The 21,383-nt window shown below is 46.9% G+C and carries 13 protein-coding genes and 1 pseudogene; 5 read left to right on the top strand and 9 right to left on the bottom strand.

Going from position 1 to position 21,383, the window contains the following annotated elements; translation table 11 throughout:
• A pseudogene (locus QUB25_RS11645) lies at window positions 1-244 on the top strand (Uma2 family endonuclease); the annotation flags it as partial.
• A 64-nt stretch (window positions 245-308) separates the two neighbouring features.
• Here QUB25_RS11645 and QUB25_RS11640 read toward each other — a convergent pair.
• Complete coding sequence (locus tag QUB25_RS11640) at window positions 309-2,627, bottom strand: beta-propeller domain-containing protein (protein ID WP_333183435.1); 2,319 nt, start codon at window positions 2,625-2,627, stop codon at window positions 309-311.
• A gap of 616 nt (window positions 2,628-3,243) precedes the next feature.
• Here QUB25_RS11640 and QUB25_RS11635 point away from each other — a divergent pair.
• On the top strand, window positions 3,244-3,759 hold the full coding sequence (locus QUB25_RS11635) for a phycobiliprotein lyase (protein ID WP_333183434.1): 516 nt from the start codon (window positions 3,244-3,246) through the stop codon (window positions 3,757-3,759).
• A gap of 25 nt (window positions 3,760-3,784) precedes the next feature.
• Here the strand turns inward: QUB25_RS11635 and QUB25_RS11630 are convergent, their stop codons facing one another.
• The 4 genes from QUB25_RS11630 to QUB25_RS11615 all read right to left on the bottom strand — a co-directional run bounded on the left by QUB25_RS11630 (window position 3,785) and on the right by QUB25_RS11615 (window position 9,641).
• Window positions 3,785-4,456 (bottom strand): hypothetical protein, encoded by a 672-nt coding sequence (locus tag QUB25_RS11630; RefSeq protein ID WP_333041158.1) that lies wholly within the window; start codon window positions 4,454-4,456, stop codon window positions 3,785-3,787.
• A gap of 174 nt (window positions 4,457-4,630) precedes the next feature.
• Window positions 4,631-7,159, bottom strand: a complete 2,529-nt coding sequence (locus tag QUB25_RS11625) for a DUF3769 domain-containing protein (protein WP_333183433.1) — start codon at window positions 7,157-7,159, stop codon at window positions 4,631-4,633.
• A gap of 301 nt (window positions 7,160-7,460) precedes the next feature.
• A complete protein-coding gene (locus QUB25_RS11620; RefSeq protein WP_039887172.1) occupies window positions 7,461-7,577 on the bottom strand; it encodes a photosystem II reaction center protein I in 117 nt (38 codons plus the stop codon).
• Window positions 7,578-7,655: 78 nt separating this feature from the next.
• Window positions 7,656-9,641, bottom strand: coding sequence for a hypothetical protein (locus QUB25_RS11615; RefSeq protein ID WP_333183432.1), 1,986 nt, complete (start codon window positions 9,639-9,641; stop codon window positions 7,656-7,658).
• Between the two features lie 182 nt (window positions 9,642-9,823).
• Here QUB25_RS11615 and QUB25_RS11610 point away from each other — a divergent pair, with 182 nt between their 5' ends.
• On the top strand, window positions 9,824-13,426 hold the full coding sequence (locus QUB25_RS11610; protein ID WP_333183431.1) for an alpha-mannosidase: 3,603 nt from the start codon (window positions 9,824-9,826) through the stop codon (window positions 13,424-13,426).
• Between the two features lie 57 nt (window positions 13,427-13,483).
• Here QUB25_RS11610 and QUB25_RS11605 read toward each other — a convergent pair whose 3' ends face one another.
• The 3 genes from QUB25_RS11605 to QUB25_RS11595 form a co-directional block, all read right to left on the bottom strand.
• A complete protein-coding gene (locus tag QUB25_RS11605) occupies window positions 13,484-14,671 on the bottom strand; it encodes an anion transporter (RefSeq protein ID WP_333041162.1) in 1,188 nt (395 codons plus the stop codon).
• Between the two features lie 180 nt (window positions 14,672-14,851).
• On the bottom strand, window positions 14,852-15,442 hold the full coding sequence (locus QUB25_RS11600; RefSeq protein ID WP_333183430.1) for a cytochrome b: 591 nt from the start codon (window positions 15,440-15,442) through the stop codon (window positions 14,852-14,854).
• A gap of 128 nt (window positions 15,443-15,570) precedes the next feature.
• Window positions 15,571-15,783, bottom strand: a complete 213-nt coding sequence (locus QUB25_RS11595; protein ID WP_333183429.1) for a hypothetical protein — start codon at window positions 15,781-15,783, stop codon at window positions 15,571-15,573.
• A 296-nt stretch (window positions 15,784-16,079) separates the two neighbouring features.
• On the opposite strand from QUB25_RS11595, the gene QUB25_RS11590 reads away from it, so the two are divergent.
• Complete coding sequence (locus QUB25_RS11590) at window positions 16,080-20,033, top strand: PAS domain S-box protein (protein WP_333183428.1); 3,954 nt, start codon at window positions 16,080-16,082, stop codon at window positions 20,031-20,033.
• Window positions 20,034-20,131: 98 nt separating this feature from the next.
• Here the strand turns inward: QUB25_RS11590 and QUB25_RS11585 are convergent, their stop codons facing one another.
• Entirely contained in the window at window positions 20,132-21,037 is a 906-nt protein-coding gene (locus QUB25_RS11585; RefSeq protein ID WP_333183427.1) for a calcium-binding protein, read from the bottom strand.
• Here QUB25_RS11585 and QUB25_RS11580 point away from each other — a divergent pair.
• Window positions 21,021-21,383, top strand: a 363-nt coding sequence (locus tag QUB25_RS11580; protein ID WP_333183426.1) for a hypothetical protein, incomplete at its 3' end; no start/stop codon positions are given. The two genes, QUB25_RS11585 and QUB25_RS11580, sit on opposite strands and share 17 nt — an antisense overlap.

The raw sequence follows: 21,383 nt of genomic DNA, 5'->3' as shown, positions 1-21,383 counted from the left end.
TGAAGAGTTGCAAATTTATCGCCCTGAGAGCGAACTGTTTAGAAGTTATGAGGAGGTTTCTCGCCACTTGGAACAAGGTGAAGAGTTGCAAATTTATCGCCCTGAGAGCGAACTGTTTAGAAGTTATGAGGAGGTTTCTCGCCACTTGGAACAAGCCGAAGAGCGTGCAGAACAAGCCGAAGAGCGGGCTGCTGTACTGGCAGAAAGACTGCGAGCGATGGGAATTGACCCGGAACAATTGTAAACTAGATGTGGGAAAAGAGCGATCGCACTTTTAAATTTTAGCAAAAGTGCGATCGGCACAATGACTATTTCCCCTCTTCTAACCTCAAAAAATGCACCTGTCCCGAAGCTTCCGCCACTACGATTGTCACCCCATCAGGTGCAACAGCGCAAGCTTTCAAAGCACTATCTCCCCTGAAACTAGCAATTACTTCTCGACTTAACAAATCCCAAACTTTGAGAGTATTATCGTCCGAAACAGAAATTGCCTTGGTTCCCATAGTCGCCAGAGATGTTACCGCATCAGCATGACCTGCCAAAGTAAAAACTTCTTTTCTACCTGACAAATCCCAAACTTTCAAATTGTGTTCCCGCCCTCCTGAAATCGCCCATTTGCCATCCGCCGTAACTGCCACAGCATTCACAAAACTCTCATGACCTTTGAGAGTGAAAAGTAGATTTTTGACGGCTAAATTCCATAAAATTGCCAAAATATTCTTTTCTTTCCCCAAACTCCAAACTTTCAGAGTTTTGTCGCCGGAAGCCGAAATAACCCGCTTGCTGTTGGGGGTAACTGCCACAGCTTTTATCCCGTCCTCATGACCTGAAAAAGTAAAAAGTTCCTCTCCTGTTTCTAGATTCCAAACTTTAATAGTTTTGTCTCCCGAACCGGAAATAGCCATCGTTCCGTCTGCCGTCACTGCCACAGAATTTACCCAGTCTGTATGACCAGTGAAAGTAAAGATTTCCTTTCCGGTTTCTATATTCCAAACTTTCACAGTTTTGTCGCCGGAACCCGAAACTACTCGCTTGCTATCCGGTGTGATTGCGATCGCTTTTACCCAATCTTGATGTCCCGAAATAGTAAAAATTTCCTGTCCGTTTTTGAGATTCCAGACTTTAATGCTGTTGTCTCCTGAACCGGAAATTGCTTTCGTACCGTCCGGCGTCACTGCTACAGCATTTACCCAGTCATCGTGACCTGCAAATGATAAATTTTCTTTGCCTGTTTCTAAGTGCCAAACTTTGAGAGTTTTGTCCGAGGAACCAGAAACTATCCGCTGACCGTCGGGGGTAACAGCCACAGCATTCACTGGGGCGATGTGATTGGTAAAAGTGAAAAGTTCTTCTTTTGTTCCCAGATTCCAAACTTTTAGCGTTTTGTCGCCGGAAGCCGAAATTACTCGTTTGCCGTCGGGACTGACTGCCACAGCTTGAACGAAACTGCTGTGTTTTCCTAAAGTGAAAAGTTGCTTTCTTTCTGACAAACTCCAGACTTGAACAGTTCCGTCGTAACTGCCGGAAATTATTTTTTCGCCGTCCGGAGTAACTGCTACACTTTTTACCCAGTCTTCATGACCGATGAGAGTAAAAAGTTCTTTTCCGGTTTCTAGGTTCCAGACTTTCATGCTGTTGTCTCCCGACCCGGAAATCAACCGTTTGCTATCAGGACTTACTGCTACGGACTGGACAAAACTGCTGTGACCTTTAAAGTTAAAAATTACTTCCCTGCTTGTCAAATCCCAAACTTTAATACTGCCATCCCAAGAACCTGAAATTACTCGCTTGCCGTCGGGAGTTACTGCTACTGCTTCTACGGCAAAAGTATCGCCGGCAAAAGTAAATATTTCTTGTCCAGTTTCTAAACCCCAAATTTTAATAGTATTGTCCCAAGAACCGGAAATTACTTTAGTGCCATCGGGGGTGACAGCTACAGCATTGACGTAGGTAAGATGACCTTTGAGGGTGGCAAGTTCTTCTCCTGTTTCTAAGTGCCAAATTTTGAGATTGTGGTCAGAGGAGGCAGAAATTGCCCGCTTGCCGTCCGGGGTGATTGCTACAGCTTGTACCCAGTCTGTATGTCCGGTGAGGGTACGCAATAATCTCCCGCCGGGAGGAGTAAAGCTGGGCGTTAGCGGTCGCAGCCAGGGGGTTGTTTGGTGTTGTGCCTGTGCTAGCAGTGCTTGAATATCTGGACTTTCAAAGCACATCAAGCGGGCTATTAGTTGGGTCGCTAGTTGGCTTTTATCTGTGGCTAGAATGTGGGCAGACAGCCGAATTGCTTCTTGGATTAATTTGAGTTGGTCGGCTTTTTGCTCTGAGATAATAATATCGGAACTTGTTGCTAAATCGTAATCTTCTATTAGCGCCTGTACTTCCGATGCTGACAGCTTGGCTTTAATAAAAGTGTAATCTGTTAGTAAGCTGTATAATTTTTCGGAGTCTGAAGCTGCTGCTAGCTGACTTGGCAGGATTCCCAGGTAGTGCGTCTGTTCTGCGGGCTTCATTTTATCCAGCCCTTGTTTAAACTCGGTCATAAATTTACGGATGTGTTTTTTAAATGTATACGCTAGCTGCACCCTACCGAAAAGCCGATCGAGAATCTTTTCTCTTAGACTTAGCATGACATATTTGAATGCTATGTGCTATGGGCTTGCTGTCCTCGGTTTGGTGATGGTTGGATGAATTGCTTGTTTTTTAGTCGAAGTCTGCTTGGAGAATTTTCAAGCAGTGCGATTACAATAAATCGCCGCCAATATAATTCAACTCAGCAACGCCCAATTTACCGATCGAGCGACAAAAGCTCACATATATCGTTGTTTTTCTTAACATAGCTGGTATTTGGGCGATGATGGTCGATCGATCAACACTGTCAAACCTAATAATTTTTAGGTATCGCAATCCTATTTAAAGTGCGAAAAAAACTTTTTATAACGAAACATGATGGCGGATGATCTAATTTTCTCTCAAGTCGGCCGCATCAGCGAGGCAGATGTCCCCCTGGTTGGGTTTGCTACCTCAACGGCATCTGCAATCTGTTTCACCCAAAGCTCTCAGAAAGCTTTGCAGGTGCGCCCCCTTCCTCTAAAATATAGAAAAGGACTTGCACTCTTAAACCGGGTTTCTAGACAAAATCATTGGTTTGACCGCTAGGTACGTAGGAAGAAACCGGGTTTCTGACTCCATAGCGCGCAAGTCACGATCGCAAATAAAGCAGTATTGACTTTAGAGACAAATTTCATGGATGTTATCGAGTTTTTCGAGTTAAGTGCGGGTAAATGGTTTTCTCAGCGTACCGTACACAATCTCAATTCTGGGGAATTGCAGGCGGGTAAATCCGACCTCAACATAGAAATACTGACAGCTAGCGATGCAGCAGTCGTCAAACTTTGCCAACAACACTCGATTAACCCGGCCTCAACTAAGCTAACCAGCGTTCGGATTAGTTGGGAAGGTATTCCCGATCGCGACAAAGCTAAACAAATCGGTTCTACAATACTAGCGATCGTACCTAATCCCGACAATCCCAGCGAAGGCAAAGTGTTGCAAGATAAGGGTAACAGTCGCTACGTGATGGGCGACGACGTGCTGACATTGATTACAGAATCAGACACCCTCCATGCAGAAGAAAGGCTGTGGTATCTCATGCCCAATTTGCGACTGCGGACGAGCGTTGTTAAGCAAGCTAACGGTACCGAACAAGCATCTTTTTGTTCGGAAATTCGGATGGGAGTCAGTCCCAAAAGTGAAGAGTGACAAATAACTATCTAGTTCTCAAAGTTTACACTCTATTTCTGCTTTCTCCCTTCTTTCTTCGGCCTTCTCTGGCAATGGCTTTTAACTTGGTGTGAAAATCTGTGTGTTTGACAACTGGGAATGATTTTGCCACAGGTTTGTCTGCTAATTTGTGCTCAGCTTCGGCTCGATCGGCGAGGGCGGTAACAGCCACATCTTCATATACTACAAATTCTGTATTTTCTTTTGTGCGATCGTCCGCTGCGGGTAATTTTCCTGTTTCCTCTGCCTCTGTGTTTGGGACTTCTGCATGAAGTGCCACATCAAGTTGCGCCTCTGACGGCCCACGCCACTCTAACTCTGCGGCAGTTACTTCCGATTCCTGGTTTGATAAAAGTATATCTTCCGGTGACAGTTGATCAGCACTTTCCCCGGTTAAATTTTGAGGAAAATTATTGCATACCAAGCGTTCAAACTCGCGATTGAAATGATAGAGAGGTTGACCTATCCGATGCCACATACTCAATAGCTGTCCCACAGAAACAGCCTTGTAGCGCCCTTGATAAAGCGCTTCAACCACTGCTAAACGCAGCCAATAGCCGGGATACTTGGTCAGCCATTCACCCGCCAATTTCTCGGCTTTTTTGCCACCTAGGTCAAAACCGTAGTGAACCAGCAGAGCCGCTGCTTGTGCAGATATTGCCGTCACTTCTGTCATTTGTTGTCTGTTGACTGTTGACTGTTATCTGTTGACTGTTGACTGTTATCTGTTGACTGTTGACTGTTGGTTCCAATTACCCAATTACCAATTCCCCATTACCTATTACCTATTCTCAATTCCCCCTTACCAATTCCCAATGCCCAATGACCAATGCCCAATTAGCCAATTGAATTAATCGGATAAACGCACGCCTCCTTCTACAGTTCGCGCGTCCCCGGAAAAAGGTTCGGGAGTCCCATTCCAGTTGAAGTCGCTAACTCTAAAAGTCAGGCTGCCGACTTGACGCTCAGGATTAAAACGCAAAATGATTGCGTAACTGCGGCGACTGTATTCTAAAGTGTAATTCGTACTGATTGTTTCCCCGCTTTCTAAATTAATAGCACTTTGAAATCCAACTCGAAACCCTCCGTAAACTTGCTGGACAAGCCCAAAAGACAGGACTCTCAAATCTACTAAGCGATCGAATAAAAACGGCGATATACCGTCCCGTCCCACCTGGGTATAAGTCACGTTAAACCCAGTGTAATCGAGGAAAGGGCGGGAGAAATGACCGAACTGCCCTTGAATGCCGACGCTGCCGGCGAGGGAATTTTGTCTGTCGCCACTGCTGTAATAAGTGCCAACTCCCCGGAGTCCCAAGGCCAGTTGCAAGAAAGGAACTACCGGCGTCCGCGTATACCTCAAACCCTGGGTGGGAGTGCGGGGCAGCGGTTCGCCCTCCCACAGGTTGAAGCCGCGGCTTAAGGCGAAGCTGACTTGGGAACGGCCCAGATCGACGCGGTTGTTTTCCCGCACTGGTTCGAGCAACTCTGCTCGATCGGTGTCAGCATTGATAAATTGATACCCAGCTTGGTAGCTGAGATTGATGCCAGTGCCTCCAAGTGGGATGACTGGGGAAGTGAGGACTGCCCCGAGGCTGCTCTGCACGGTTTGATAGCCCAGAGAACCGTTAAACAGTCGATCGCGATAACTGTATTCTGCTGCCAGAGTGTGAGTGCCGATCAACTGTCGCAGGCGCAAATTGCCCCGAAAGCTGTTTTCCGGCAAATTCGGGAAATCTTCCAAACTCAGAAATATTGCCGATCCGTCCAGCCTGGTGCGCGGGCCGAGACTAGCGCCCAACCTCGCTTTCAGCCCGTAGCTATCGGGAGAAAACGGATTGCCCCCGTGCTCTGCCACGACCCGCTGAAGGTAAATTTGGGGCGTCAGGGTCAGCCGCACCGGCCCGTTTCGCAACACCTCAAAACCGCACTCCGCATACAAACCGCCGCGTTCGCCTCCGTCGTAGCCAAAGGTCAAACACGGGCCGTTTTGCTGCCGGCTGTCAAACACTTGCCTGCGGGGATACACGGGTATTTTCACCCGGTTGTCGAACACCAAGCGGGGTTGAGTTGTGACCAATTCCTCTGCCGTGGGCGAAATCCTTCTAATCGTCGCCCTCCGGGCCCTGTATTCAAATTCCGGCGGGGAAAACGGATCGTTAGTAAGCCGAATGTTGGTTGCTACCCTCGCGCCGTCTGGCAGCAGTTCGATGCGTTCTGCTTCAAAGCGGACGCGGTTGACGGCGCCGGTCACTTGGGGGGCTGCTAGCTGTCCGCCGCCACCGAGAGTCACTGTAGCAGCGCCGGGGGATTTGACTCCGCGCAGGGGCTGCTGGCTGGTAATTCGATCGCTCAGCGGCTGTTCGAGAATCGTCCCGGCACTGATATCCGTCGGCAGTGTGGGCGTCAATTCGCTACCTGCTGCGGGCAGGAATATTTCGCCCCTGGCTTGTTCGACTGCGCCGGCGTTGAGACCGAGATTGAACTCCATCCGCTGGCCGCGCACTACTTGTTGGCCGCGGGTATAGGCGACATTGCCGGATGCTACCACTTGGCGGGTGACTAAGTTGACGATCGCTCGATCGGCATCAATCACAGTTTGCCGGAACCGCACAACGACATTACCAACCGCCGTCACAATTTGCTGCTTGTCGTCGAATTCTTGGCTGTCAGCCTTAACTTCAATAGTATCGGCCGGAGTCACCGGAAAAGGCACCGTCCGCTGAGAAGGCGCGGTGCGGACTCCCGGCGCGGCTGGTTTAGGTTTCGGTGTCGGCGCAGCGGGTGTTCTGGGTGCGGGGGCAGTTCCTGGTGTGGGAATGTCGAACTGCTGTTGCTCGCTGGGTGCTGGTTCTAGCGCGGGTTCGGGAACGGGAATTTCAGCAGGTTGGGGAGAGTTATCTTCTAACTGCCGGCCTTGGGCCTGATACCAACTTTCCTGCTTTGCGACAACATTCCTCTCCTGTTTTCTCTGCGCCTCTGCGGTTCGTTCCCGATTCCGAATGGCAATGGCATTTTCTACCGAACCCAATTGGTAAGCAGTAAACGAGGAATCTTTCGGAGTTTCCGCAGTTTCGGGTTCTCCCACAGGTGCCTGACGCTGAAATCCCAGAACTGCGTCGCCGCTTTCCACTTCCGCTAGGGGGTCGGCGATTTCTGGAGGCTGGTCGGTGGCTGGGGTAGTGCCGAGGAGTGTGGCTGCGGGTTCTTTTGGGGCCGGTGTGGGTTCTGGCTGAACGATATCTGGGCTTGGTTCCGGTATTTCTGCGGGGTTGCGGAGGGTGTCTCCATCGCCTGCCGCGACAGTGAGGGCGACTTTTTTTGGCTTTGCGATGTAGATGATGCCAGGGGGTTCTGGCGGCGGTACCGGATAGGGCATAGTTATAACAGGTAAGTCATCCGATTTTAGATTTTAGATTTTAGATTTTAGATTTTATAGGGTGCAAATTATTGAAAATTTTTGCATCTAAAAGGCAACTGTTTAGACATTAATCTGACATCTAAAATTTGCAGTGGCTTTGGCGCGCCGAAAGATGGCTGATTTGAGAACTTGCTTTCGCCACAAGATAACCTCGCTGCTGGTGCGAGGTCAAGTTTTGTTCGACTAATTTTTGCGGGTTTGCGGGCTAGCTGGGGGGCTGCGGTGGCGTACCCCCCAGCCAGCGGGCGGGATAACTTGTTTATTCCATGTCTCTGCGGTTGGGGTTCCGGGCTGGGTCATTGGACAAAAATCCAAATATGAACAGGGAAACAAAAAATAAAACAACTACATTAACTACGATTTTGAGGGTTAGCACTGTGGGAGTCTCCAAAGATGGCATAATACTGAGCTGATTTGCTGCTGTTGCAGCAACTTTTTTATCATAAGCTAAAGATTAGTCAATTTTATCTTTGCTTTTGAGGATTTTTGGCAAGTTGATTTTTGCCCAATTCCATAGTTGCTCGGCGATGTTTTCTAGCCGCAGCATGACTCGATCGAGCCATTCGAGCACTTGTTCTAGCGGGTGCTTAATGTATCCCATCGATTCTGCTTTTGTTTCTAAGTATTCGCCCTCGGGTTGGACGCCGGAGCTGGGATTTTTGGGTTCGGCTGCGGCGGGGGTTGCGGGGGTGTATCTGTGGGTTTGCGCGGTGATTGCTGCTGGGGATTGGTTGTTTTGTCGGGTGTTCGGGTTTGTGTTTTTTGGCACTTGGGTTTGCGGCGCGCGCCCTGGGGTTGATTCTGCTGCGAGTGCAGAGCTATTTTTTTGAGTAACTGCTAAATCAGATAAATCCGATGCTGGTTGGGGTTGACTTTTTGAGCTTTTTGTCAGCAAGCTCTGTTTTAGCTGCCCCAGCAGGCGGTGAAGTGCTTCGGGGTAAGGGGAGATTGAGACTGCGGTCGATCGACCTTCGGGCAATTCTCCTACTTCTGCAAATTCCCGCTTGACTTTTGGGCTAGCTTGTGCGATAACGCTTTGAGCTGCTGCCTCTGGTTCGGAACTGCCGTCGATTAAATGCTGCGGTGCTGCTTCTCCGAATAAGTCTTGCCAGTTCAGCCACGGTCGATCGACCTCTAGGCTTTTTTGCGTGTTTTTTTCTTCTTGGAGCTGTTGCAAATAATACTTAATTGAGAGGGACTTCTCCGTATTATCACTAGCTGCTGTTTCTTTGCCTAGGAGATGGTCTACTGACGACCAAATAATTCCTTCGATGTTTCGCGCGTATTTTTCCAGGATTTCGCGGGCGGAAAAATCTAAATTGGCGTCTGTGCCAGATGTATTAATTTTTACTCCGGGGATTTCTGTTGGTGCGGCGGTTGTTTTTAGCGCTGGCGGTAGGGTTAATTCTTCGAGGTTGACGGCGGCGCGATCGAGTAATGTAACAAAGGAGAGAGGAGTAGGGGGTCGATCAAACTTGCTGTTAAAATTAGTTTCTAGTTTTGGGGTATTGTGGTCGATCAAATTCGATGCCGCAATAGACTGCAGTGCGGTTTTTGCTTCAATCTGCGCGCGGGCTTTTTGGACTAGGATTGAATTGCGGTCGATCGATTTTTTAACTGCGAGGATTGATTCTCCAAACTGATTTCTTTTCAAAGCAACCGGGCTTGTCTGAAGCCATGCCATCAATTCCCAAAAACGACGCATCGGCGGCAACTGCGCTTTTTTGGCCGCCGACTCCAAACCGAGATTAAATTTTAATTCTTTTTGAGTAATTTCCCGGCGTTCGGGCCCGCAGTTGGCTACTTCCCAAGTTATGCGACCTTCTAGCAGTTCCTGCTGTTGGGGTGTCAAAATATCTAATATCTGATTTTCCCTTCCGACCAATACTAAAGTGCGGGCTGGGATAAAACTGGCAATTCCCTCAACTTTGGGTTGCGGTTTTAATTCAGTTTTAGCCAGCGGGTGTTCTAAGACGGAAGTTGTTTGATGCTTTGTGATTTGTCCGCTAAAATTGATTGCCGGATGTAAATCGCTAGCAGAATTTCCCTGATTAATTAACAGCGGGAAGGTGGCTAAAGTTTTCGCGGTTTGCGACGAGTTTAGTAAATTTTCGGCGAGGTGCAAAATTTCGGTGATCGAACTTTCGTCGGAAGTTTCCCCCTGATACCAATTTTGTTGCCCATCGGGATTTTCGTCGCCGACAAATTCTTGCAGTTCAGGTAAATCTACTTTTTGACTTGATTCCCGCAACTGTCGGCCTAGCAGTCGGGAACTTTGCACCAGCAAATAAGCAGGATAAAGCAGAATTTGGGTGGCGGTGAGAGTTGCTTCTTTAATTTGACGCCAAGTTCGATCGCAATTGTCAGCGACTTGGCGGGACTGTTTCGATATAAAATTTAATAGCCGGCTTTGGTATGGGCCGTAGTAACCGTTGGACATAAGTTTAATTATTGAATTCAGATTTTTGATTCGCGCCGGAACTGCTGAATATTGCTGTAAAATCAAAGCGAGATCATAATCGCAGCTTCAAACCCTCTGAAACCTTTATTTCTTCGCGTCCTTCACGTCTTCGCGGTTCAATCCGATCTTTGATTAATACACAATTCCTATTTTAGCGAAATATGAGCGCTTCTGTGTCACCTACTAGCAACAATATTTCTGCCACTGTCGAAAAGTTGCGTCGCCTCAGTCAAGTGGAGGTTCAGTCTGGTTGGAGGTTCTGCGATTCTGACTCTGCTGTCTCTTCAGTAAATATTTGTAACAAGCCGATTGCCGAACTTAACGCCAAAGGACATATTGCTTGGCCGTCTGGGAAGCAAGTTTTGTATTTGGGTCAGCAATTTGTAATTCCTGACAATTTGCACGGCTATCCTGTGGTTGGTTTGCGGTTGCTGCTGGGTTTGACTTGGTGGGCAGAAGATGCTCAAATTTTTGTCAACGGCGAGTTAGTCGGACAGGGAGATTTATTTGATTTTGCCGATCGAGTTTTGTTGAGTTCGTCGGCAAATCCCGGAGATGAATTTTTAGTTATTTTGCGGTTGGTAAGTCCGGGTCACGATAACGGTGCTTTAGTACGATCGATTTGTTTGTACGAAGCTGCTGACTCTTCTTGTTTCGATCCGGGTTTTGTGGCTGCCGAATTAGAGATTTTGCAAAATTCGCTAAGTCGAAATTTAGAAAATTTAAATTGCCAATACCTCTCCACTGAAACAATAGCAAGTCGCCCACTGTTTGTCAAGGGGGAAACGCTGAAATCTGAGATTGATTTGGCGATGGATTTGATTGATTGGTCGGCGGTGGGCGATCGCGAAAAGTTCGATCGCTCGCTGTCTGTTTTGCGGCACAATTTACTGGGATATCTGCGGGCTTTTTCAGGGGATTTAGATGAGGGAACCACAGAGGGCGCAGAGGGCGCAGAGGGAGGAAGAAGAGAGGAAGTTTCGGAGGTTGAAGAAAATGGCAATGCTACATCTATATATATAGGAGAAAGCGGCGAGCTGACATCTATATATACAGGTAAAATCTATTTGGTCGGTCACGCTCATTTAGACTTAGCTTGGCTGTGGCCTGTCCCGGAAACTTGGGAAGCAGCAAAGCGAACTTTTGAGTCGGTATTGAAATTGCAATCGGAGTTTCCCGATTTGATTTTCTGTCATTCTACTCCGGCCCTTTATGCTTGGATGGAAGAACATCGGCCGGACTTATTTGCTGCGATTAAAAAACAGGTGGCGGCGGGTTGCTGGGAAGTTGTCGGCGGGATGTGGGTAGAACCTGATTTAAACTTGATTTCCGCTGAATCAATGGTGCGGCAAGTTTTTTACGGACAGCGTTATGCAAAAGAAAAATTTGGAGAATTGATGCGGGTAGCTTGGCTACCGGATACTTTCGGTTTTGGGTGGCAATTACCTCAGATTTTGCGGCAAGGTGGAGTTGATTATTTTGTGACGCAAAAGTTGCGTTGGAACGATACAACGGAATTTCCCCACGGTGCGTTTTGGTGGGAAGGGTTGGACGGTACTAAAATATTTAGCATGATGTCTGCTCCAATTGGTGAAGGCATAGAATCTGTGAAAATGGCAAGTTATGCTTTTGACTGGCAAGTTAAAACTGGTTTGCAAGATGGTCTTTGGTTGCCTGGGGTTGGCGACCACGGCGGTGGCCCGACTCGTGATATGTTGGAGGTGGCGAAACGCTGGAAAATGTCGCCTTTTTTCCCGAAGTTGGAGTTTGCGAAAGCGGTTGATTATTTGTCTTTGATTGAGAGTCAGTTTTTGCCGGAAGTTACGGCAACTAAGTCCGAAAGCTATGTTCCAGAATCGGACAACCAGGAGAATTTACAGGCGCGAGAATTGTCAAACTTGTCGGCAATTTCGGATGCAAATCATTCCATCTCACAACTCAAAACTATTCCCCCCAGTCTCCCTGTTTGGAAAGACGAACTTTATTTAGAATTCCACCGAGGCTGCTACACGACTCGCGCCGACCAAAAACGCCAAAACCGCCGCTGCGAAGAATTGCTCTACCAAGCGGAGTTGCTGTCTTCGCTGGCAACGATTTGTACTGGTGCAGTTTATCCGAAATCAGAATTAGAATCAGCTTGGAAACAAATTTTGTTTAACCAGTTTCACGATATTTTGCCCGGTTCTGCGATCGCCCCAGTTTATGCGGATGCTAATCTAGCCTTTGCCGAGGTCGATCGCACTTGTCGCGAAATCCTGCTAAAATCTTTGGATGCACTCTCGGCTCAAATTTCTCTGCCGAATCCTCCGCAGCCCGACGCTCAACCGATTTTGATTTTCAATACTCTCAATTGGTCGCGCTCTGAGGTTGTCGCCGTACCGCTTCCCGATGCCGCTGATTCAGCTTGGCAAATTTACGATTTTTCCCGACGGCGATTGGCTTCGCAGATTGTCAGGGGCGATCGACTCGAATCGCAATCTAAACTATTATTCTGGGCAAATAATATCCCCGCCGTTGGCTACCAGGTGTTTTGGCTGTGTCGCGAAGACGCTCAAACTGTGGATAATGCGTCCGCGAGTCCCGAAACTGAAAAAAAGATAGAGTTATCAAAACTTACATACGGTATAGCACAAAAAAACACAGTTAGTCAAGAAACGCCTTTTGCAGCCGCACAAATGGTTTTAGAAAATGAATTTATTCGGGCAACAGTTGACGGCAAAACCGGGGATTTATCCAGTATTTGGGATAAAGTAAATAACCGAGAAGTCCTGAATGCAGCAGGCGGCAATCAACTGCAAGCATTTCAAGACAGCGGCCAATATTGGGATGCTTGGAACATAGACCCAAATTATGAAAAACATCAACTACCAGCGCCGATACTGAAAGGTATTTCCTGGATAGCACAGGGAGAAATACGGCAGAGTTTACGCGTAGTCAGACAAATTGGCAAATCGGAGTTTTGCCAAGATTATATAGTAGAAATAGGTTCGCCGCTGCTGAAAATCAAGACAGTGGCAGATTGGCAAGAAAAGCACGTTTTAGTAAAAGCAGTCTTTGGGTTAAATGTAGAAGCAGATTTTGCAACTTGCGAAATTCCCGGCGGTGCGATCGCACGCACAACTAAACCGCAAACACCAGCCGAAAAAGCCAAATGGGAAGTGCCGATTTTGCGCTGGACTGATATCAGCAATGACGGTTTTGGAGTGAGTTTGCTTAACGATTGCAAATACGGTTGCGACATTCAACCGAATCGAATTCGGCTGACATTGCTTCGGGGTTCGACTTGGCCGGATGCACAAGCAGATGTAGGAGTTTCCGAATTTACTTGTGCAGTGTATCCGCATAGCGGAAATTGGCAGGATGCAGGCACAGTTCGGCGCGGGTACGAGTTGAATTTGCCGCTGCTAGTAAAGGTGTTGCCGCAGTTAGGAGAAAATCGAAACAACAGTTTACCCGCAGTTGGCAAGTTCTTGGATTTGTGGGCGGACAATTTAGTTTTGATGGCTTTCAAACAATCGGAAGACGATTCTAATGTGTGGATTTTGCGGTGTTGCGAATCCGAGGGAAAGGAGGCTGTATTAAAATTCAATAGTGATTTGGGATTAGAGATTGTAGAGCCAGTAGATTTGTTAGAACGAGCGGCTAATTTGTCGGAAAAGCTGCCCGAAGGGCGAGGATTTAAGATAGATCCTTGGAAAATCGCGAGTTTTGGAGTTGTAGCGAACCGCGAAGGCGCGAAGGAAGAAGGGGAAGCGAAGAGATGAGGGGATTATTGGCAGGTTAAATGCTAAAACTTAGGGTAGTGTCGATCGCTCTGCGAATTATATCCAAAAATAAGCTATTGCCAAAGTAACGAAAGTCAGTGGCAGCCCGAACCGCAAATGTTCCTTAAAAGTCAGCCGATCGCCTGATTTCCGTGCAGCAACTTCAGCTACAATCAAATTAGCCACAGAACCCAACAAAGTTAAATTCCCCGCCAGAGTAGAACCCGCCGCCAACAACAGCCAAGCTTGGGTATCTGTTTTGACAATTACCGATTGCAGAACTAACACCGCCGGTACGTTAGAAATTAAGTTAGAAAGAATTACGGTAACTCCCAACAAACTCAGCGGTGTATTAGTCAAATTAGTTAAATTGTCCAACAAACCCAGTTGTTGAGTGGCTTTAGTCACCACAAACAATCCTGCAAACATTACTAGCAAATTCCAATCGACGCCTTGCAAAATGCGATCGGACTTGACGCGCCTAGTAATTAACAATATACTGGCAGCTATCCAGGCAGATTCTGCTAAAGGTGCACCCGCTAAAAAAGCTACTAAAAGTGCTGCTGTCACCCACAAACTTTTTGCTAGTAAAGGCTTGAACAATCGATACCTGACTTGAGTAACCTGCGGCAAAGATTTGCAAGAACGCACTTCTGGATAAAGCAACCACAGCCAAGCTACTTGAACCAGCAAACAAATTAAAGCTACTGGTGCGAGAGACCGGGCAAATTCCAAATAACTAATTCCCGAAAAAGAACCGACGAGAATATTTTGCGGGTTGCCACTCACAGTCGCCACTGAACCTAAATTAGTACCTCCGGCTAAAGCTAAAAGATAAGGGATAGGATTGAGAGACAAAGAGCGAGTCAGACTCAGCGTTAAAGGGGCCAGCAAAATAGCAGTAGTGTCGTTGAGAAAAAATGCCGATAAAATGCCACTGCCAAAAGTAACTGCCACCATAATGCCGAAAGGAGAACGAGTAAAGCGAGTTAAAAACTCCAAAGCGAGTTGAAAAAAACCCGATGCTCCCAAAGCCGAATTAACGACCATCATTCCCAGCAAAAAAACGATCGTATTTGGGTCGATCGCCTCCCAAGCAGTTTTGAGGTTAAGTATTCCCAAAGCCACCGCAAAACCTGACCCGACAATTGCAACCGCCGCCCGGTTCATCCGCAGCCCCGGCAAATATCCCAAACCGAATCCCAAGTAGGTCAGTCCCAATACTAGGTATTTGAGTGTTATCATATATACTTAAAATACTTGATTGCCGCTTTTTTCCATTGTCTGGGATGCTAAAAGTACAGATCGGGTAATTGCAGCTAAACCTGCTGGCATTGCAACTAGCGCTAAATATCGCCGTGGAAAATAGCCAGTTTTGCAGTAAATTTATCAATACCAATTGAGATATAGTACCTCATCGCAAATTTATCCAACCTTTTGGGACTTTGCGAACTTAGTGCGAACAAAATTTGTCAATCGGCGCCAATTAGCCCTCACAACTTTCTTCTGATCTATAATATGCAAAATCGCGAACGCTAAAAATGTGTACGCCAGCCAAAAATGCAAACTCCTTCCCAGATCAACCATTGCGGAATTCTGGGGAAACATATCCGGCAGAACAATTCCGAAAAACTTCACATTGTTACTTTTGTAAGAGTTAGAAAGCAAGAAACCAGTAACCGGAACTAGCCACATAAAAACGTACAAACTTGTGTGCAGAGCAAAATTTTTGTACCATTCCTTTGTAAACTTTGGCAGGCGTTTCGTATATTTTTTCCACCATACCCTCAGCAGAGTTAAAATCCGCCAAGTCAGTAAAGCCATTGTCAGCACTCCTACGGATTTGTGAAAATCGTAAAGGGGGCCTCGAATAAACAATTCTCCTGGCAATCGAGCCATAGAAGTACCGGTAATAAACAGCACTAAATAGCAAGCTGACATCACCCAGTGTAAGGACATCAGTTGTTTGAACGCAGAATTAAGTCTGGGTTTCGCAGCGGGTTTTAGGGTACTCACTCTTTCTTACCTCCTTAGCATTTGCTGCACAAGATTAAGTATAAACTATAGGACTAAAGCCCGTGGTTGATTGTGCATTATAAGATTTACTTAACTTAAGTATTGCAAATATTTATTAAACAGTCAAATTAACTATATTCACGATCGTCATTCCCAACATAAAACATCGTATTGGGGTCGATCGCCTCCCAAGCAGTTTTCAGGTCGAGTATCCCCAAAGCCACCACAAAAGCTGACCCGATAATTGCAACCGCCGCCCGGTTCATCCGCAGCCCCGGCAAATATCCCAAACCGAATCCCAAGTAGGTCAGTCCCAATACTAGGTATTTGAGTGTTATCATATATACTTAAAACCATTGATTGTCGGTTTTTTTTATTGTCTAGGATGCTAAAAGTACAGACGGGATAATTGCAGCTAAACCTCCTGGCATTGCAACTAGCGGGAAATATCGTCTGCAGACCGTGTACCAGCTACCAAGAAACACAGTGGTTGGATGGGGAAGCGAAAACCAGCACGCTGGACAAGTGGTATTTTTGTTACAACTTGTAACTTTTTTCAAACAACAGGTTTAATTTAGTTTCACAAAAAAGTTAAATTCCAGAAAGTAAAATTAATTACAGTCGAGTTAAGCTAAAAGTGTTTGCTAAAAAAAGTAATTCAAGCAACCCCGAAACCAACTATTCTCACTTGCTCGACACGGACGGCGAGTTCGCGATAGCAAAACTTTCGTGCAGCCAACAAGTCGAACAAGATTGGTATGGAACTCTCTACGAGAATTTTCCGGGCATTTACTTCGTTCTAGATGCTTTGGGAAGAGTTTTTTCGCTCAATCAATTCGGTGCGTCTCGCCTCGCCTACAAATCGCAGGAATTAATTTGTCATTCAATTTTTAACATATTTTACTGCCAAGAGCAAGGCAAAATGCAGGCAGAATTTGCTGGATTGGCCCAGCCGGAAAACGGTACGCCAACTCCAAAAATTGCCTGTTGGGAAGGCTGCTTGACTTGCAAAGACGGCAGGATTATTAGGGTAAAAGCAACCGCGCGCCCAATGCCGGCGGTTGATTGGAAAATAGAGGAAAATACCAATGGTCGCTCAATTGCCAATTTTCAACGGCCGGCTGTACTGTTAGTTTGCGAAGAAATTAAGGCCGCTTCGCAGTCACCCATGCCGCCCAACCAAAGAGGAAATTGGCGCAGTCCAACTTTGGCGATCGCAAAATTAGCCAAAAGTCAACTTAAAGAACGCAACAATATAGAAGACTTCATCCGCGAAGTAACAGAAACCGCTGTCAGTATTATCAACTGCGATCGAGCCAGTATTTGGCTGTATGGCGAAGACAAAACGCAGCTTCACTGCATCGACCTTTACGAACAAAATACTAAACTCCATTCCGTACAAATCATCATCACAGCGGCCGACTGTCCGGCCTATTTTCAAGCTTTAAAATCTGCCAGTGTGATCGCAACTGTGGCCGCAGAAAATGACCCCAGAACGCGAGAACTTGTCGGTCTTTATTTGCTCGATCAGGGCACGACTTCCCTGTTAAACGTACCGATTGTGCTAGCAGGTAAAATGGCGGGAATAGTCAGCGCCGAACGCCAGGGTGCCGACGGTGATTGGACTGAAGAAGAACACGAATTTACCCAAATATTAGCAGATTTTGTATCCTCAAGTTTGTCAGCTAGCGAAAAGTTAAAATTAGAAGCTATGCGGCACGAACAGCAGCAAAACTTGCTGACCCAATACTACGATCAACTAGAAGAAAGAGTAGAAAGACGTACTGCTGAGCTCAAAAAAGCTAACCAAAAACTGCAAAAAGAAATAATCAAAAGAAAACAAGCCGAAGCCGAACTACGCCTGCAGCAACAAGAACAGCAAATTATTTTTGATTCCGTGCCGGCGATGATTTGGCTCAAAGATACCGAAAGTCGCCTGCTGCGAATTAATCAAGCCGCCGCTGCATCGAGAGGTTTGCCCGCAGCTCAATTAGAAGGTAAATCTTTTTATGAAATCTATCCAGACGAAGCAGAGCAATATTATTTAGAAGATTTGGAAGTAATCAATTCTGGCGTTCCCAAGCAGGGCCAAGTCGAACTGCTACCAACAGTTGCTGGTCAAAAATGCTGGGTGCGTACAGATAAAATACCTTACCGCGATGAAACAGGTAAAGTCGCTGGTGTAATCGTGTTTGCAGTAGATATTACTGATTTAATTAAAGTCGAAAGAGAACTGCGAGAATATCGCGATCGCCTCGCAGAAAAAGTCGAGAAACGTACTGCTATGTACAGGCAAGCCATGACCGCTTTGTACTCGGCAAATACGCAACTGCAACAGCTAATTAACAACAGCTACTCCTCTGGCGAAAATGGCAGCAGCCACTCCGCAGCACGCTTGCTCGAATGCGAAGCTTATTTTGAAGCAGTTGCCGTGGCTGACCGCGACACAATTTTGAGCGTCAGCAGTAATTTTGCCCAACTTTTCGGTTACGAACCTGCGGAAATGGTGGGAATGAGCTTGCTGGAACTACTGTCGCCGAAATCATACAAACAGGCGCCGCAAATGATTTCTGCTGCCAGCAATACAGTCTGTGAAACGATTTTTCTTAAGCGAGATGGAACTGCTTTTCCTGCTGACGTTCGCAGCAAATTCGTATTTTGGGAAGGTCGTTTAGTACAGGTGAAAGCAGTCCGAGACCTCACAGAACGGAAATTGACCGCAGCAGAATTAGAGCGATCGCGGTCTTTGCTGCATGCTACCTTAGAAGCAACGGCAGATGGCATTCTCGCCGTTACTACCGCCGGAGAAATGATTAGTTATAACGAAAAGTTAGTTCAAATGTGGGGAATCTATGAAGAAGTTAGAAACTCTATGGATAGAACGGTGCGACTGGCTTTTCTCACTAAGCAAGTTAAAGATCCGAGAGCTTTTTTGCAGAGAGTTAAAGAATTTTATAGTGATACGGAGTCGGAAGGTTGCGATATTCTAGAATTTAAAGACGGTCGCACTTTTGAGCGCTACACGCAGCCGATTCGAGTCGGACAAAATATTATTGGCAGGGTGTGGCGCTTCCGCGATATTACATCTCGCGAAAAGGTGACGGCAATGTTGGGAGATTCTCAAAGGCGCTTTCGGGCAATTTTTGATTCTTCTTTCCAATTTGTGAGCTTATTGAAACCGGACGGCACTCTGCTGGAAGCTAACCAAACTTCTCTAGATTTTGCGGGAATTAAGCTACGGGATGTGGCTAATAAACCGTTTTGGCTATTGCCTTGGTGGGGAGATTCTGAGGAAGTTCAGGAACAGTTGCAAGAGGCGATTTCTCGATCGGCAAGAGGTGAATTTGTCCGCTATGAAGTGGAAGTTCAAGGTGTAAATCAGACGGCAACTGTTGATTTTTCTCTCAAACCCGTTGCGGATGAAACTGGCAAAATAGTATTGTTGCTGCCGGAAGGTCGAGACATTACTAAAAGTAAGCAAGCCCAAGTCGCGCTGCGGCAACAAATAGAACGGGAACGCCTGATCGGGCAGATTCAATCGCGAATCCGTTCTTCTCTGGATCTCCAAGATATTCTCAACACTACAGTAGCGGAAGTGCGGGAGTTTTTGGTAACCGATCGCGTGCTGATTTTCCGCTTCCGACCAGACTGGAACGGAGATGTGGTGGTGGAGTCGGTTGCAGAAGGATGGATGCCACTCAAAGGGATGGGAATTGACGATTGCTGTTTTGCCACTACTTACATCGGACAGTATTTAAAGGGTCGCATTCGCGCCATAGAGGATATTCATGCTTCTAATTTGAGCGAGTGTCACCTTAATTTTTTGGAGAATTGTCAGGTGAAGGCAAATTTGGTGGTGCCGATTGTCCAGCAGGGAATAGAACCGAGGGAAGGTAACGGTTCTTGTCAAGTGCCGAAGTTGTGGGGTTTGCTGATTGCCCACCACTGTTCGGCACCCCGCCAGTGGCAGCAGTTTGATGTGGATTTGCTGAGTCAGTTGGGTACTCAAGTTGCGATCGCGATCGAACAATCTTTACTTTACCAGCAGCTAGCTGCGGCCAACCAGCGGTTGGACGGGTTGGCGAATTTGGACAGTCTGACTCAACTAGCTAACCGCCGCCGTTTTGACGAGGTGATCAACCGAGAATGGGAGCAGTCGAGCTCTTCGGAACCGCTATCTTTGATTCTGTGCGACATTGACTGTTTTAAACTTTACAACGACAATTACGGCCACCAAGCCGGGGATGCTTGTTTGCAGCAAGTGGCGCGGGCGATCGGGGATGCTTGCACAAACGCACCCGCAGAACGCCTTTATTTGGCTGCTAGGTACGGCGGCGAGGAATTTGCGGTAATTTTGCCAAATACAGATGTCGTCGCTGCACAGGCTGTTGCTGAGGGAATCCGCAGCCGCGTCAAAGCCTTGGCAATTCCTCACATCAAGTCTGTTGTCAGTGATTCTGTGACTCTCAGCTTGGGAGTTGCGGCAGTTTCGCCAAGTCAAAATTCCCCGAAAATGTTGATTGAAGCTGCGGATAAGGCATTGTATCGAGCTAAGTCTGGCGGGCGCGATCGAGTGGCGATCAGCCAGTAATTATTAGTTGTTATTGGTTATTGGTTATTGGTTACTTGTTATTTGTTGGTTATGAGTAATTTGTTTCTCCTAACTCATAACCAACAAATAACCAACAACTAAAGTAAAGTGATATCGCTAAGTGCGATCGTACTAGCTTCCACCCCTACCAACAGAACCAACCGTTCCCCACTTGCTTTACTAATTAAAGTGCCTTCGGGAATTTGACTTATTGCCAAATTCCCAATTGCTTCGCCTTTATATTGTAGCACATCCAGCCCTTTTGTGAAATCAGAAATAACATCAAATTCGCCGTTATTTTCTAACACAAACGTGTCATTCCCTATGCCTCCAATTAGACTATCATCCCCCAAACCTGAGATTAAAATATCATCGCCAAAACCGCCAATGAGAGTGTCACTGCCAGCCCCGCCAAAGATAGTGTCATTTCCCTCGCAGCCATCCAGCAAATCGCTACTTTGATTCCCACTTAAGAAATCATTGCCAGCACCTCCGCAGATAGTATCACTGCCCAAATTGCCGTACAGAAGATCGTTGCCTTTGCCACCGAACACAATATCATTACCTTTGCCGCCAAATGCAGAATCATTACCTTTACCGCCCTGGATAAAATCAGCACCTTCATTGCCAAAAATTAAGTCGTTTTCTTCTTTGCCATTTAGGGAATCGTTACCACGATTGCCTAAAATGATATCTTCACCTTCACCACCAACAATGATGTCATTATTCTTGCCTCCCAAAAGGATATCATTCCCCTTGTTACCGTCAATAAAATCATTGCCTCGGTTCCCGTAAAGGATATCGTTTCCTTCACCGCCATAGAGGTTATCGTCCCCTAAATCCCCATCGAAAAGGTTCTGATTTGGACTGCCGTAAAAAGCATCATTTTCCCCGCTGCCTAACTGAATTTCACCGCTACCATTGCTGTTGATAGTATTGTCAACTGGATTGGGTTGGTTGAAATTGGGCTGCGGAATAGTATCGCAAATGCAATCGCTTTCCATTGGCGTGGGAGTCGGTGTTCCCGATGGCGTGGGAGTCGGTGTTCCTGATGGCGTGGGAGTAGGCGTTTCCGATGGCGTGGGAGTAGGCGTTTCCGATGGCGTGGGAGTAGGCGTTTCCGATGGCGTGGGAGTAGGTGTTCCCGATGGTGTGGGAGTAGGTGTTCCCGATGGTGTGGGAGTCGGGGTTTCCGATGGCGTGGGAGTCGGGGTTTCCGATGGTGTAGGAGTAGGTGTTTCCGATGGTGTAGGAGTAGGTGTTTCCGTCGGAGTCGGGGTTCCAGTTGGAGTCGGAGTTTCCGTTGGAGTGGGCGTCGGAGTTTCCGTTGGAGTCGGGGTTCCCGTTGGA

This window comes from Microcoleus sp. B3-D7, from assembly GCF_036705305.1.
In the GTDB taxonomy this organism is placed as follows: Bacteria; Cyanobacteriota; Cyanobacteriia; order Cyanobacteriales; family Microcoleaceae; genus Microcoleus.
The sequence above is the reverse complement of the archived record's forward strand: the minus strand, read 5'-3'. Positions and strand labels throughout refer to the sequence as shown.